The organism is Janthinobacterium violaceinigrum, from assembly GCF_009208555.1.
Classification (GTDB): Bacteria; Pseudomonadota; Gammaproteobacteria; order Burkholderiales; family Burkholderiaceae_D; genus Janthinobacterium; species Janthinobacterium violaceinigrum.
The window spans coordinates 166,633-181,320 of record NZ_WFLI01000007.1 but is presented as its reverse complement, the minus strand read 5'-3'; the positions used below and the strand labels follow the sequence as shown (position 1 = coordinate 181,320).

Sequence of the window (14,688 nt, the reverse complement as noted above, 5' to 3'; positions counted from 1 at the left end):
TAGCCTCGCTCCCTGTTTGATCACCGGCCCGCCGCTTTGCTGCGGGCCGGCTTGGTTCTACCCTGGCATTGTCTGCACTGAAGGAGTATCCATGTATGTTGTCCGTCCGGTAGAAATTGCGGATATCGCAGCCCTCGAAGCGCTGGCCGCGGTAACCATGCCGGGTGTCCATACCCTGCCGAAGACGCGTGAAAAAATCGCCGCCTCCGTCGAGCGCTCCATCGCCTCGTTTGCCGCCCATGTCGACATCCCCAGCGAAGAGTCGTATCTCTTCGTGCTTGAATCCCTGCTCGACAAGAGCATCCTCGGTACGGCCGCCATCTTCGCCTCGGCCGGCTCGAACGGTACTTATTTTTCCTTTCGCAACGACGTCATCCAGCAAGTCTCGCGCGACCTGAACATCAGTCACAGCGTGCATGCGCTGACCCTGTGTTCGGAGCTGACGGCGTACTCGCAGCTGTCCGGCTTCTATGTGCGCAATATGGAGCAGGCGGGCCTGGAGGCGGCCTTGCTGTCGCGCGCGCGGCTGCTGTTCGCCGTGCTGGCACCGCACCGTTTCGGCGATCGTTTCTTCGTGCCGCTGGCCGGCATCACGGACGCCAACGGCCAGTCGCCGTTCTGGGATGCGCTGGGCCGCAAGTTCTTCCAGATGGATTTCCTCGATGCGGAGAAAGTCATCGGCGGCGCGCGCAACCGCACCCTGATCGTCGAGCTGATGCCGCATTACCCCGTGTACGTGCCGCTCTTGCCCGGCGACGCGCAGGCGGCCATGGGCCAGATCCACCCGAGCGGCGAACTGGCGTTCAATCTGCTGACGGAAGAAGGTTTCGAAGCCGACGATTACATCGACATCTTCGATGGCGGCCCGATCCTGCAGGCGCACAAGAATTCGCTGCGCTCGTTTACGGGCTCGCTCACGCGCCGTGTCGTCGCAGGCGTCACGCCCAGCCGCACGGGCCTGAAAGTGCATTACGCGATCGCTTCGGGCGCGGAGCGCAACTTCCGCGCCGTCACCTTCACCTGCGATGCGCTCGAAGGGCAGGACACCGTCGGCTTGCCGGCCGAGCTGCTCGAGGCGCTGGCCGTGGCCGAAGGCGACAGCGTCATCTGCGTACGCATCTAACCGAGAGAACATTATGCTAGTAGTACGCGCCATCAACGCTTCTGACCTGGACGCCCTGTACGGCCTGGCCAGCCAGGTCGGCACCGGCATGACCACCCTCAAGCCGGACATGAAAATGCTGGGCGACCGCCTGGCCATCGCCTGCGCCTCGTTCGCCGAAACGATCCCGCCCGAAAAGCGCGACTATATGTTCGTCATGGAGGATACCGACACGGGCCGCCTGGCCGGCGTGTGCGCCATCAAGGGCGCCGTGGGCCTGGACGAACCGTTCTACAACTACCGCATCGGCACGCTCGTGCACTCGAGCCGCGAGCTTGATGTGTTTACGCGCATGGAAACGCTGTACCTGTCGAACGACCTGACGGGCAGCACGGAACTGTGCTCGCTGTTTTTGCACCCCGATTACCGCAGCGGCAACAACGGCAAGCTGCTGTCGAAAAGCCGCTTTCTGTTCATCGCCCAGTTCCCGCACCTGTTCACGGAAAAGCTGATCGCGGAAATGCGCGGCTACCAGGCGCCGGACGGCAGCTCGCCGTTCTACGAGGGCCTGGGCCGCCACTTCTTCAAGATGGATTTCCACCACGTCGACGACCTGACGAGCCTGGGAAAAAAATCGTTCATCGCCGAACTGATGCCGCGCCAGCCCATGTACGTGGCCTACCTGCCCGACGAGGCGCAGGAAGTCATCGGCAAGGTGCATCTGAGCACGGCGCCCGCGCGCCGCCTGCTGGAACAGGAAGGCTTGCACTTCGAAGGCTATGTCGATATTTTCGACGCCGGTCCCGTGCTGCAGGCGCGCGTCTCCGAGCTGCGTGCCATGCGCGACAGCATGCCTGCCGTGCTCGACGCCGAGGCGGTACCGGAAGCCTGTAGCGACCTTGCCCAGGCCGAGCCGTATCTGGTGTCGAACACCGACCTGAAAGATTTCCGCATGATCGTCACCAGCGCCAATCCGCACAGCGGCAAGATCGCGCTCGATGACGATGAACTGCATCTGCTGCGTAGCCGCAATGGCGACACCGTGCGCACCTTGTCACTCAACCCGAGGAAGCATCTCCATGTCTAAATCGTCCGACCTTCATTCATCTACCGCAGCATCGAACTTCATCAACGGCGCCTGGCTGCCAGGCACGGGCCGCGAACTGGTCACCATCGATCCGTCGAACGGCAAGCAGACCTGGGCCAGCCTGGAAGCGACGGACAACGAAGTGGAACAGGCTTGCCGGGCCGCCCGCGCAGCGTTCGAAGCGTGGGCCGATACGCCCGTCGAAGAACGCATCGCCATCTGCGTGCGCTTCCGCGAGCTGCTGAAGGAGCACGCCGAAGCGCTGGCGCTGCTGATCTCGGAAGAAGTGGGCAAACCCTTGTGGGAATCGCGCACGGAAGTGGCCACGATGGCCAACAAGATCGATATCTCGGTGCAGTCGTATCACGCGCGCACGGGCGTCACGCAAAGCAAGATCGCCGATGGCGACGCCGTGCTGCGCCACCGCCCGCATGGCGTGTTCGGCGTGTTCGGCCCGTATAACTTCCCCGGTCACCTGCCGAACGGCCACATCGTGCCGGCCCTGATCGCCGGTAACACCATCGTCTTCAAGCCCAGCGAATATGCGCCGCGCACGGCCGTGAAAACCGTGCAGCTGTGGCAGCAGGCGGGCTTGCCGGACGGCGTCGTCAACCTCGTCAACGGCGGGCGCGACACTGGCGTGGCCCTGGGCGCCAATGCGCACCTCGACGGCGTGCTGTTTACGGGTTCCTGCCAGACGGGCATCAGCCTGCACCGCCAGTTCGGCGGCCAGCCGGGCAAGATGCTGGCGCTGGAAATGGGCGGCAACAATGCCCTCGTCGTGTGGGATGTGCAGGACGTGGATGCGGCCGTGCATCACGCGATCTTTTCCGCCTTTGTCTCGGCCGGCCAGCGCTGCACCTGCGCGCGCCGCCTGGTGGTGCAGGACAATGCAGCCGGTGCAGCGTTTGTCGCGCGCCTGGTGGAAGTGGCGGCGAAGCTGGGCATCGGCGCATCCGATGCGCAGCCGCAGCCCTTCATGGGTCCAGTGGTATCGAGCGCCGTGGCCGCGCGCCTGGTGCAGGCGCAGGCGGACATGGTGGCCAAGGGCGGCACCACCCTGCTGCAGATGCGCCAGTTGAATCCGCAGGCGGGCTTTGTGACGGCCGGCATCGTCGACGTCACCGGCGCCGTTGGCATTCCGGACGAAGAGTGGTTCGGCCCCTTGCTGCAAGTGATACGCGTGGCCGATTTCGATGCGGCCCTGAAGGTGGCCAACGCCACCGAATTCGGCCTGGCCGCCGCCTTGCTGTCCGACGATCCGGCCCTGTGGCAAACCTTCCAGGTGCGCGCGCGCGCCGGCATCATCAACTGGAACCGTCCTACCACGGGCGCGGCCAGCACGGCGCCGTTCGGCGGCATCGGCAAGTCGGGCAACCACCGTCCGAGCGCCTATTACGCGGCTGACTACTGCGCCTATCCGGTCGCCTCGATCGAGAACAGCGCACTGGAAATGCCGGCCAAGCTGTCGCCCGGCCTGAATTTTTAAGTTTTGAAGGACATACCCATGCACAGCACGCGCGAATACAATTTTGACGGCCTGGTGGGCCCATCGCATAACTATGCGGGGCTCTCGTTTGGCAACGTGGCTTCGTTCAGCAATGTGAAAAGCGCTTCGAATCCGAAGCAGGCCGCCTTGCAGGGCCTGGCCAAGATGCGTGCGCTGGCCGCGCGCGGCTTTGCGCAAGCTTTGCTGCCGCCGCAGGACCGGCCCAATTTCCGCCTGCTGCGCTCCATCGGTTTCACGGGCACGGACGCCGAGGTGCTGGCGCGCGCCTACAAGGAGTCGCCCGTCATCCTCGCTTGCGCGTATTCGGCCTCGCCCATGTGGACGGCGAACGCCGCCACGGTCAGCCCGTCGGCGGACACGCACGATGGCCGCGTGCATTTTACGGCCGCCAACCTGAATAACAAGTTGCACCGCGCCTTCGAGCACGCGCAGTCGGCGCGCAGCCTGCGCGCCATTTTCAGCGACGACAGGCACTTTGCCGTGCATGACGCGCTGCCGTCGACGCCCGCCTTTGGCGACGAGGGCGCGGCCAACCACACGCGCCTGGGCGCGAACCACGGCGCGCCATCGGTCGAGCTGTTCGTGTATGGTCGCGTGGAGTTCGATCCATCGGCGCCGTCGCCGAAGCGCTACCCGGCGCGCCAGACCCTGGAAGCGTCGCAAGCCGTGGCGCGCCTGCATGGCCTGGATGCGAAGCGCACCGTGTACGTGCAGCAGAATCCGGACGTGATCGACCAGGGCGTGTTCCATAACGACGTCATCGCCGTCGGCAATGGCAATGTGCTGTTCTATCACGAGCAGGCGTTTGCGGACGAAGAGGCAAGCCTGTCGCAGTTGCACCGTGCCGTTGCCGCCACGGGGGCCGATTTGCAGGCGCTGCGCGTGGACACGGGCCAGGTGCCGATCGCGGACGCCGTCAGCAGCTACCTGTTCAACAGCCAGCTGCTGACGAAAGAGGGCGGCAGGATGGCGCTGGTGATTCCGCAGGAATGCCAGGAAAACCGCGCCGTGGCGCGCTACCTGGAAGGCCTGGTGGCCAGCGGCGGCCCGGTCGATGAACTGATTCATTTCGACCTGCGCCAGAGCATGCGCAACGGCGGCGGGCCCGCCTGCCTGCGCTTGCGCGTGGCCCTGACGGAAACCGAGGCGCGCGCCATGCACCAGGGCGTGATCATGACGGAAGCGCTGTACCATCGGCTGGTGCAGTGGGTGGAGAAGCACTACCGCGACCATCTGGAGCCGAGCGACCTGGCCGACCCGCAGCTGGCGCTGGAAGTGCATGCGGCGCTTGAAGAATTGACGATCATCCTCAACTTACCGGGATTGTACGACTTGTAGGCGATAGAAAAACACACAGAAAAAATCCGAGACAGACTATCCGTAGCACAGAATTGGACGGGCGACCCCCGTCTCTTGACACCGCTGCCGCCCAGCCACAAGCCCGAACGACAGCGTTGGACATTCACATTACCGTAATGGAGATGCAAGATGAATCACACGCCACAAGATTTGCGTACACAAACGCTGGAGCTGATTAACGCGGCTGGCAATGCGAACAAGGCGGCAGCGCCTGTCGTACAACTGGTGCAGGCATGGCTGGACTCGCTTGACGCCGAAGACCTGGCCGACATCGCGCCCGGCAGCCTGGCGCCCGTGCTGGTCGACGGTTTTACGCAAGCGGCCAAGCGCACCGGCAGCGGCTGCCAAATCGCCACCCTGCGCTATGCGGATGGCCGTGGCGGCATGGCGAGCGCCTTGCTGATCCTGAACGAAGACATGCCTTACCTGGTCGATTCCATCGTCATGGCCATGCGCCGCCAGCACCTGGCCGTGCGCGGCGTGATGAATACCGTGCTGCCCGTGCGCCGCGCCGCCGACGGCAGCGTGGAAGCGGTGCGCCAGCCTGGCGACCCGCTCGAATCGTACGTGCTGGTGCTGCTCGATGAAGAACTGGCGCCCGATGCGCTGGCCGCGCTGGTCGCCTCGATCGACATGGTGGCGCGCGACGCCGCCGTCGTGCGCCGCGACAGCGCCGCCATGAGCGAGCGCCTGGCAGCCGTCGCCACGGCCGCCGCCCAGCATGGCGAAGAAGGCGCGGAAGTGGCCGCCTTCCTGGAATGGGCCCGCAGCGGCGGCTTTGAAGTGTTCGGCTACGCGTATTACCGCGTCAAGCCGGGCGTGCGCGAACTGGAACGCGACATCCCGAGCCGCGTGGGCGTGCTGCAGGATACGGCGCACCCCGTCTACGGCACCTGCCTGGCGAATATCCCGGGCGATTTCGATACCCTGGCCAAGCGCGAATCGGCGCTGTCCATCGTCAAGGCCGACGTGGCCGGCACCCTGCACCGCGACCAGCAGCTCGATTTCATCGGCGTGCGCGACACGGATGCGCAAGGCGCCATTCTGGGCGAACACTGCTTCGTCGGCCTGTTTACCCGCGCCGGCAATTCCACCCCGCTGGCGGCGCTGCCCTTTGCGCGCGGCCGCGTGGCCAAGGTACTGAGCCTGGCCGGCGTGCGCCAGCAAGGCTTCCGCGCCGAGAAATTCCGCGAGATCCTCGAATCCCTGCCGCGCACCGAAGCACTGGAAGCGGACCTCGACTGGCTGGCGCAAGTATGCGGCGCCGTCGTCTCGCTGTACAAGCAGCCGCGCACCAAGGTCTTCGCGCGCCGCGACGTGTACGCGCGCCACCTGAACGTGCTGGTGTACCTGCCGCGCGAGCGCTACAGCGCCAGCGTGGCATCGAGCCTGGCCAAGGCGCTGCAAGCCAGTTCCGGCGCCACGCATGTGAGCACGCAGACCCTGGTGGCCGACGGCCCCCTGGCGCGCGTCTATCTGATCGCCCACGCCGCCCGCTACCCGCTGGACCTGGAAACGGATATCGAACAGCCGCTCTTGGGCGTGCTCGATGGCTGGCATAACGGCTTTGCCGCCGTGGCCGACGCCGTGCCCGACGTGGCCCTGCGCACCAGCCTGCGCAAACTCTGCGCCACCCTGCCGCTCGACTACGTGGCCGCTACCGCGCCGGCCGTCGCTTTCCGCGACCTCGACACCATCTTGCGCAACACCGATCCATCGCACGTGGCCGTGCGCATCGAGACGGGTGCCGTCACCACCATCCGCCTGTATTCGGCCAACAAGGTGCCGCCGCTGTCGGCCATCCTGCCGGCGCTGCATAACGCGGGCGTGGCGATCGACCGCGAGCAGGCATTTTCGATTTCGCCGCTGGACGGCACGCGCTATTTCGTCACCAGCCTGACGGTCGATGCCGCCAGCGCGGCGAAACTGGCGCAGCCATCCGTCGTCGCCGTGGCGCAGGAACTGTTTGCCGCCCTGTTCAACGATGAAGCCGAAGATGGCCGCCTGAACGGCCTGGTCATCGAAGGCGGCCTGTCGACGCGCGAAGTGCAGCTGGTGCGCGCCTACACCAGCTACTGGCGCCAGACGGGCAGCCGCTTCTCGGTACGCTACATTGCCGAAAGCCTGCGCAAGCAGCCGGCCCACGTGAAAGCCCTGGTCGACGCCTTCCTGCAGCGCTTCGATCCGTCGCTGTCGGACGCGCAGCATGCTGCCGCCCTGGAAGCCATCGCCACCATCAAGGCCGGCCTGCCGTCCGTGAACCACGCTGACACCGAGGAAATTCTCGGCGCGCTGGCCGACCTGATGGCCGCCACCCTGCGCACCAGCTACTTCCAGAACAATCAAGCCGGCGACAAGATCATCTTCAAGTTCGACACCAGCAGCCTGGCGCTGGTACCGGAACCGCGTCCTTACCGCGAGATCTTTGTGTTCTCGCGCCGCTTCGAAGGCGTGCACCTGCGCGGCGGCCCTGTCGCCCGCGGCGGCTTGCGCTGGTCCGACCGCATGGAAGACTACCGCACCGAAGTGCTGGGCCTGGTGAAGGCGCAGATGGTCAAGAATGCCGTCATCGTGCCGGCCGGCGCGAAGGGCGGCTTTGTCTGCAAGATGATGCCGAAGGACGCCGTGCGTGAAACCATCGCGGCCGAAGGCGAAGCCGTGTACCGCCTGTTCATTTCCAGTCTGCTGGAAGTGACGGACAACCGCTCGCTGGGCAATATCGTCCCGCCCGTCGACACCGTGTGCTTCGACGACGCCGACCCGTATCTGGTGGTGGCTGCCGACAAGGGCACGGCCACCTTCTCGGACATCGCCAACGGTATCGCCGTGCAGCGCGGTTTCTGGCTGGGCGACGCGTTCGCCTCGGGCGGTTCGAACGGCTACGACCACAAGAAACTGGGCATCACCGCCAAGGGCGCGTTCGAAGCCGTGAAACGCCATTTCTATGAAATGGACCACGACCTGAACACCACCCCGATCACCATGGTCGGCGTGGGCGACATGTCGGGCGACGTGTTCGGCAATGGCGTACTGCTGTCGCGCCAGCTGAAACTGGTGGCCGCGTTCGACCACCGCCACATCTTCCTCGACCCGACGCCGGACGTCGCCGTCTCGTTCGACGAGCGCGCGCGCCTGTTTGCCTTGCCGCGCTCCTCGTGGGACGACTACAACAAGGAGCTGATCTCGGCAGGCGGCGGCGTGTATCCGCGCTCCGCCCGCACGATCGAGCTGTCGCCGCAAATCCGCGCCGCGCTCGATATCGCCGAGACCTCGCTGCCGCCCGAAGAACTGATGCACCGCATCCTGAAGTCGCCCGTGGACCTGTTCTACAACGGCGGCATCGGCACCTACATCAAGGCCTCCAGCGAGACCCATGCCCAGGTGAAGGACCGCGCGAATGACCATATCCGCGTCAGCGGCAATGAGCTGCGCGTGAAGGTCGTCGCCGAAGGCGGCAATCTGGGTGCGACGCAGGCAGGCCGCATCGAGTTCGCGCTGGCGGGCGGACGCATCTTCACCGATGCGATCGACAACTCGGCTGGCGTGGATTGCTCGGACCATGAAGTCAACGTGAAAATCTGGCTGGACGTGGAAGTCAATGCGGGCAAGCTGACGGAAGCCGACCGCAACCGCGAGCTGTATGCGATGACGGACGACGTCGAGCGCCTGGTCTTGCGCGACAACACGCAGCAGACGCACTTGCTGGTGCGCGAGTTGCAGGCGCAAGGCGAGAGCGCCGTGCAGGATGGCTATGCCGCCCTGATCGCCAGCCTGGAAGAAGAGGGAGCCCTGTCGCGCGAGCTGGAGCAATTGCCTTCGGTGGCCGAACTGGCGCGCCGCAAGGCCGACGGCCGTGGCTTGACCACGCCGGAACTGGCGGTGGTGATCGCCAACGTGAAGAACCGCTTCAAGCGCATTCTGTCCGCGCTGCCGCTGACGGACGAAACGTGGGCCGAGCCGGTGCTCAAACCCTACTTCCCGTCCCTGCTGGTGGAAACCCGTTCGGCGCTCGACCACCCGCTGGCCAACGCCATCCTGGCGACCGTGCTGGCCAATGAAGTGATCAACCGCTGCGGTCCGCTGATGATACGCAACCTGGCATCCGAGCATGGCGTGGACGAATCGGCAGTGATCCTGGCCTGGGGCCAGGCCTGGGTGGCGCTGAACCTGGCGCCCGTGTTCGACGCGCTCGATGCGGATGCCCTGACGATTCCGCGTGCCGTGTCGATCAAGGTCGATGCGCAAACGCGCGTGCTGCAGCAAACGATGATCGCCGGCGTGCTGTCCGTGCCGGCAGAGCAATTGCGCGGCGCGGGCCTGGCCGAACTCACGCGCCTGTTTGGCGCGGAATCGAAGCGCGAGCTGCTGCAAGCCGTCGGCATCAAGTCCGAGGCAGCGCTGGTGCCGGGCCTCAAGCCGGCCTTCGTGCAGGCGTGGGATGCGGTCGATGCGCTGGAAGTCGTCTCCGGCTTCCTGTTCCCTGCCCTGTCCGTGCCGCGTCCTGCTTCGATGGACCTGGCGGCCTTCCTGCAAGTGGGCCTGGCCCTGCGCAGCCAGGCGGGCATCGATACGCTGGAACGCGGCCTGAAGCTGGCCGCGCAAGGCAAGTCGCAGGAACAGTTGCGCAACTACGCGCAGCAGGCGCTGCGCCGTACGCAACAGCGTTTGCTGACGCAGGTGCTGGCGCGTGCCGAGCAAGGCAACGCGGGCAAGGCCGTCGATGCGGTGACGGGCGCGCTGGGCCTGTCGGCCTATGTGGCGGCGACGGAACTGGAGCAAGCCATGCTGGACGTGTGGACCTTGTCGGAAGCCGTGAATAAAATCACGGCGAAACCTACCGCGGAAGCGACGGTGTAATGACGCAAGCAGCAACACAAGCAGTAACACAGGCAGTGCAGGGTACCGGCGGCTTGCCGCCGGCGGTGCAGGCGCTGGCACAGGCCGATTTCGGCGCCGTGGCGCAGCTGTTCTCGGACGCCGGTTTCACGGTGGCCTTGCCGGCGCCCGGCATGCTGCAGGTGCTCAAGCCGGGAGAGGGCCGCGTCAGCGTGGCCGTCTCGGTGGGCGTGCATGGCGACGAAACGGGGCCGATCGAGGTGCTCGCGCATCTGCTCGACGCCCTGTCGCGCGATGCGTCGAAGCTGGCCGTCGATTTGCTCGTTTGCGTGGGCAATGTCGATGCGATCCGGGCCGGCAAGCGTTTCATCGACGCCGACCTCAATCGCATGTTCCGCCCCGTGCGGGGAAGCCTGGCGCAGGCGGCGGAAAGCGCGCGCGCCGATGAAATGATCGCCGCCACGGCAGCGTTCTTCGGCGCGGCCGGTCCCGTGCGCTGGCACCTGGATCTGCACACGGCCATCCGGCCTTCCGTGTATCCCACGTTTGCCATCGTGCCCGACCTGGTGGCCGACGAGGCCAAGGCGCAGCTGGTCGACTGGCTGGGCCAGGCGGCCATCGGCGCCATCATCATGAACCCGCAGTCGGCCGGCACGTATAGCTATTATTCGGCCGAGCACTTCGGCGCGGCCGCCAGCACGGTGGAGCTGGGCCGCGTGGGCACCCTGGGACAGAACGACTTGTCCCTGTTCGACGACGTGTCGCGGGCGCTGGACGGCTTGTTGCGGGGCCAGCCTGCGCAGCCCGTCAAGGCGGCGCCCCACGTGTTCAAGGTGGCGCAGGAAATCATCAAGCACAGCGATGAATTCCGCATGGCGTTTGATCGCAGCACGCAGAATTTCACGTCCTTGCCGCAGCACGCCGTGATCGCCAGCGATGGCGACCACGTCTACACGGTGCAGCACGCGGAAGAGCTGGTGGTGTTCCCCAACCCGGACGTGCGGGTGGGCTTGCGCGCCGGTCTGATGGTGGTGCGCGTGTCTTAATCGCTGTACGGTGTTCGTACGTCAGGCGCCAGCCGGGGAAACCCGCCTGGCGCTTTTTTTGTAAAAAAATTCCGCATGGAAATAATTATCCATTAAGCAATCAATTGATATAAAATATTTACCCTTTGCAATTTTTTTGGACCGATCATGTTGAAACGCCTGTTGACAGCCCTGCTGTGCCTGACCCTCTCCGGCCTGACGGCTGCCGCCCCTGCCGACGACAAGGCTTCCGCGCCGGAAATGACAGCCGAGCAATTCCTCGCCCAGTTGCACTTGCAGCGCGGCAAGATCACTTTGCCGGGCGGCATCGCCACCCTGGACTTGCCTGCCAACTTCCGTTATCTGTCGCCGACGGACGCCGAGCGCGTGCTGGTCGATGCCTGGGGCAATCCACCGGGCATGATGTCGCTGGGCATGATCGTGCCCGCCAAGACCAGTGTACTCGAGCGCGATAGCTGGGGCGTCATCGTCACGTATGAAAAGGAAGGGCACATCAAGGACGACGATGCGGACAGCATCAAATATGACGAATTGCTCAAGGATATGCAGGCGTCCGTGCTCGAACATAACGCGGAGCGCAAGAAGCAGGGCTATCCCGGCATCCATTTGATGGGCTGGGCGGAAAAACCCAGCTATGCCAAGGATACGCACAAGCTGTACTGGGCCAAGGACCTGATGGTCGACGGCGGCGAGCACTCGCTCAACTACAACGTGCGCGTGCTGGGCCGCGAAGGCGTGCTGAACCTGAACGCGATTGCCGGCATGCAGCAGATCGAGGCGATCAAGAAAGAAATGCAGCAAGTGACGGCGTTCACGGAATTTACCGAGGGTAACCGCTACACGGATTTCGACAGCAAGACGGACAAGGTGGCCGAATACGGCCTGGCGGCGCTGGTGGCGGGCGGCGTGGCCAGCAAGCTGGGCCTGTTTGGCAAGCTGCTGGCGCTGTTGCTGGCCTTCAAGAAAGTACTGATCCTGGCCGTCGTGGGCGCCGGTGCGGCCATCGTCAAGTTCTTTGGCGGCAAGCGCAAGGACCAGCCCGCACCGCAGCCGCTGCCGCAAGCGGAACCGGCAGAACAGCCCGGCCATGCGCCGGATGGCAAGGTCAACCTGGAAAAGTAAGGGCAATTGGGCCGCTCGGTGCGCTGGCGCACGGGAGCGGCATGGCGCGCGCTGCCGGAACACGAAGCCTCGGGTACACTGGCGCATCGTCCATTATCAGGAGTGCGCCATGTCCGTGTCCATGTATCAGGCAACCATCCCCGTCTTCATCCGCGGCTTGAAAGTCGTCTCGGCCTTGCTGGAAAAGGGCCAGGCGCATGTGGAGGAAGATGGCATTGTGCCCGAGATTTTATTGGGTGCGCAGCTGGCGCCCGACATGCTGGACCTGACGGCGCAGGTGCAGCGCGCCAGCGACACGTCGAAGATGTCGGTCGAGCGCCTGAGCGGCGTGCCGGCGCCGAAATTCGACGATAACGAAACGTCGTTCGAGCAGCTGCAAGAGCGCATCGCCAACACCATCGCCTACATCGACAGCGTGAATGCGGGACAGATGGCGGGCAGCGCGCAGAAGGAAGTGGTGCTGAACTGGACCGATGCAGGCACGAAATTCTCGGGCGACGATTACCTGCTCAGTTTTGCCTTGCCCAATTTCTATTTTCACGTCTCCATGGTCCACGCCATCCTGCGAAACAATGGCGTGGCCGTGGGCAAGCTCGACTATCTTGGCCCTTACGATTGATGTGCCTGAAAAACCGTCGCGAGCGGCGATGATGGGCGGCCGAGAAGCCCAACTGGGCTGAAGCCCAGTGAGCATCGCAGGCCGCAAAGCCGACGCGCAGCAGGTTTGTTAACGTTGCGGCTGCTGCACCTGGTTCTGTACCGCGTTACCCAGCATGCCGCCGCCGATCACGCCGGCCACGGTCGCCAGCGCCTTGCCGCGGCCGCCACCGACCTGATTGCCGATCAAGCCGCCGATGACGGCGCCCGTGCCGATGCCCACGTAGTTGGGTTGGGCCGGTGCCGGTGCCGGCTGCTGCTGGCGCACGGGTTCGCGGTAAGCCGTGTCGCGGTAGCCATCGTTGTTATCGTTGTAGGCAGGGCGCGCTTGCGCCACTTGCGTGTGGTGCACGACGCGCTTGTGCACGACGGGGGCCGGCGCCGGTGCCGGAGTGGCCTGCGCCACGACGGGAGCGGCGAGCGGGGCGGCTACGGGCGCTGCCAGGGCTGCCGCGCTCGCTGGCGTCAGCGCCGCCACGTCCGCAGGGATGGCCGGCGTGGCAGGCACGTTGGCCCGCGAATTGGGCAGGATGCCGGCGATGGACGCCGCGCCCACCAGGCACAGGACCGTGACGGAAATGGCGGCGCCGGCCATCAAGGGGTGGATGCGGTTGGCGGTAGTCGTCGTGTTCATGTGTTCTCCTGGGGGGCAATATGTTGCGGTGGTGTTGCTGTGTTGTTGATGTGTCCAGATTAACGGCCGCGCCTGCGCAAGGCTAGCCCCTGCGCTGTATCAAACGTAAGCAGGTGTAAGCCGCGCTTTCCAAAGCACAGTAGAATCGGTGCTTCCCCTTTTCCGGAGTCCGCCATGAGCCAGCTATTCACGCCGTATGCACTGGGGCCGCTGCAAGTGGCCAACCGTATCGCCATCGCGCCCATGTGCCAGTACTCGGCCGACAATGGCAACGCCACGGACTGGCACATGATCCACCTGGGCCACCTGGCCCTGTCCGGCGCGGGGCTGCTGATGACGGAAGCGACGGCCGTCTCGCCCGAGGGACGCATCTCGGCCGAGGACCTGGGCCTGTGGTCGGACGCGAATCAAGCGGCGCTGGGCAAGGTGGTGCAGGCGATCCGCCGCCACGCCCCGATGCCGCTGGTGGTGCAGCTGGGCCATGCGGGACGCAAGGCGTCGAGCCGCGCGCCCTGGCAGGGCGGTGCCTGCGTGCATCTGGCCGAGGGCGGCTGGCAAACGGTGGCGCCGTCGGCCATCGCCCACGCGCCCGGTGAAACGGTGCCGATCGCCCTCGACGAGATGGGCTTGTTGCAAATCAAGGGCGCCTTTGTCGCGGCCGCCCAGCGCGTGCATGCGCTCGGTATCGAAGGCATCGAACTGCACGCGGCGCACGGCTATCTGCTGCACCAGTTCCTGTCGCCCCTGTCGAATCAGCGCACCGATGCGTATGGCGGCAGCCTGGAAAACCGCATGCGTTTTCCGCTGGAAGTATATGAAGCCGTGCGCGCCGCCGTGCCCGCCAGCGTGGCCGTGGGCGTGCGCATTTCCGCCACCGACTGGGTCGACGGCGGATGGGAGATCGAGCAAAGCGTGCGCTTCGCGCAGGAACTCAAGCAGCTGGGCGCCGACTTCATCCACGTCTCCAGCGGCGGCATTTCGCCTCAGCAGCAAATCCCCGTGGGGCCTGGCTACCAGGTGGCGTTTGCCGAACGCATCAAGCGCGACAGCGGCTTGCCCACCATCAGCGTGGGCTTGATCACGGAAGCGCAGCAGGCGGAAGACATCGTTGCCAACGGCCAGTCCGACATGGTGGCGCTGGCGCGCGCCATCCTGTTCGACCCGCGCTGGCCCTGGCATGCGGCGGCCCAGCTGGGCGCACAGGTGCAGGCGCCGCCCCAGTACTGGCGTTCGCAGCCGCGCGAGTACAAGAACCTGTTCGGCGACACGAGCCTGGGCCAGCGCTGAACCGGCTGTCTCTGCTACACTGACGCTTCTTCCCCTTTCTCCAGGACG

The 14,688-nt window shown here is 65.2% G+C and carries 10 protein-coding genes; 9 read left to right on the top strand and 1 reads right to left on the bottom strand.

All coding sequences use genetic code 11. The annotated features are described in order from the left end of the window. The first annotated feature begins 91 nt into the window (after window positions 1-91). The 8 genes from GCN75_RS08650 to GCN75_RS08615 all read left to right on the top strand — a co-directional run bounded on the left by GCN75_RS08650 (window position 92) and on the right by GCN75_RS08615 (window position 12,681). Complete coding sequence (locus tag GCN75_RS08650; protein ID WP_152282185.1) at window positions 92-1,123, top strand: arginine N-succinyltransferase; 1,032 nt, start codon at window positions 92-94, stop codon at window positions 1,121-1,123. Window positions 1,124-1,136: 13 nt separating this feature from the next. After that, a complete protein-coding gene (gene astA, locus GCN75_RS08645; RefSeq protein ID WP_152282184.1) occupies window positions 1,137-2,189 on the top strand; it encodes an arginine N-succinyltransferase in 1,053 nt (350 codons plus the stop codon). Beyond that, complete coding sequence (gene astD, locus GCN75_RS08640) at window positions 2,182-3,678, top strand: succinylglutamate-semialdehyde dehydrogenase (RefSeq protein WP_152282183.1); 1,497 nt, start codon at window positions 2,182-2,184, stop codon at window positions 3,676-3,678. The genes astA and astD overlap by 8 nt, the downstream gene beginning before the upstream one ends. 18 nt (window positions 3,679-3,696) lie before the next feature. Then, window positions 3,697-5,037 (top strand): N-succinylarginine dihydrolase, encoded by a 1,341-nt coding sequence (astB, locus tag GCN75_RS08635; protein WP_152282182.1) that lies wholly within the window; start codon window positions 3,697-3,699, stop codon window positions 5,035-5,037. A 150-nt stretch (window positions 5,038-5,187) separates the two neighbouring features. After that, window positions 5,188-9,915, top strand: a complete 4,728-nt coding sequence (locus GCN75_RS08630; RefSeq protein WP_152282181.1) for an NAD-glutamate dehydrogenase domain-containing protein — start codon at window positions 5,188-5,190, stop codon at window positions 9,913-9,915. Next, window positions 9,915-10,940: a succinylglutamate desuccinylase gene (locus tag GCN75_RS08625; RefSeq protein ID WP_152282180.1), complete on the top strand. Its 1,026-nt coding sequence runs from the start codon at window positions 9,915-9,917 to the stop codon at window positions 10,938-10,940. Before GCN75_RS08630 ends, GCN75_RS08625 begins: the two co-directional genes overlap by 1 nt. A 147-nt stretch (window positions 10,941-11,087) precedes the next feature. Continuing rightward, window positions 11,088-12,062 carry a DUF2167 domain-containing protein gene (locus tag GCN75_RS08620; RefSeq protein ID WP_152282179.1) on the top strand — a complete coding sequence of 325 codons (975 nt, stop codon included), beginning with the start codon at window positions 11,088-11,090 and terminating at the stop codon, window positions 12,060-12,062. Between the two features lie 109 nt (window positions 12,063-12,171). Continuing rightward, the gene (locus GCN75_RS08615; RefSeq protein WP_152282178.1) at window positions 12,172-12,681 is read left to right on the top strand and encodes a DUF1993 domain-containing protein; all 510 of its coding nucleotides are present in this window, start codon (window positions 12,172-12,174) and stop codon (window positions 12,679-12,681) included. Between the two features lie 108 nt (window positions 12,682-12,789). On the opposite strand, the gene GCN75_RS08610 is transcribed toward GCN75_RS08615, so the two are convergent. Further along, a complete protein-coding gene (locus GCN75_RS08610; RefSeq protein WP_152282177.1) occupies window positions 12,790-13,353 on the bottom strand; it encodes a glycine zipper 2TM domain-containing protein in 564 nt (187 codons plus the stop codon). Between the two features lie 174 nt (window positions 13,354-13,527). Here GCN75_RS08610 and GCN75_RS08605 point away from each other — a divergent pair, with 174 nt between their 5' ends. Then, window positions 13,528-14,640 (top strand): NADH:flavin oxidoreductase/NADH oxidase, encoded by a 1,113-nt coding sequence (locus GCN75_RS08605; protein WP_152282176.1) that lies wholly within the window; start codon window positions 13,528-13,530, stop codon window positions 14,638-14,640. The last annotated feature ends 48 nt before the right edge of the window (window positions 14,641-14,688 follow it).

Bases quoted from the DNA above. Each gene is read 5' to 3' on its own strand.
- GCN75_RS08650 (WP_152282185.1), top strand. From the start codon at position 92: ATGTATGTTGTCCGTCCGGTAGAAATTGCGGATATCGCAGCCCTCGAA.
- astA (WP_152282184.1), top strand. From the start codon at position 1,137: ATGCTAGTAGTACGCGCCATCAACGCTTCTGACCTGGACGCCCTGTAC.
- astD (WP_152282183.1), top strand. From the start codon at position 2,182: ATGTCTAAATCGTCCGACCTTCATTCATCTACCGCAGCATCGAACTTC.
- astB (WP_152282182.1), top strand. From the start codon at position 3,697: ATGCACAGCACGCGCGAATACAATTTTGACGGCCTGGTGGGCCCATCG.
- GCN75_RS08630 (WP_152282181.1), top strand. From the start codon at position 5,188: ATGAATCACACGCCACAAGATTTGCGTACACAAACGCTGGAGCTGATT.
- GCN75_RS08625 (WP_152282180.1), top strand. From the start codon at position 9,915: ATGACGCAAGCAGCAACACAAGCAGTAACACAGGCAGTGCAGGGTACC.
- GCN75_RS08620 (WP_152282179.1), top strand. From the start codon at position 11,088: ATGTTGAAACGCCTGTTGACAGCCCTGCTGTGCCTGACCCTCTCCGGC.
- GCN75_RS08615 (WP_152282178.1), top strand. From the start codon at position 12,172: ATGTCCGTGTCCATGTATCAGGCAACCATCCCCGTCTTCATCCGCGGC.
- GCN75_RS08610 (WP_152282177.1), bottom strand. From the start codon at position 13,353: ATGAACACGACGACTACCGCCAACCGCATCCACCCCTTGATGGCCGGC.
- GCN75_RS08605 (WP_152282176.1), top strand. From the start codon at position 13,528: ATGAGCCAGCTATTCACGCCGTATGCACTGGGGCCGCTGCAAGTGGCC.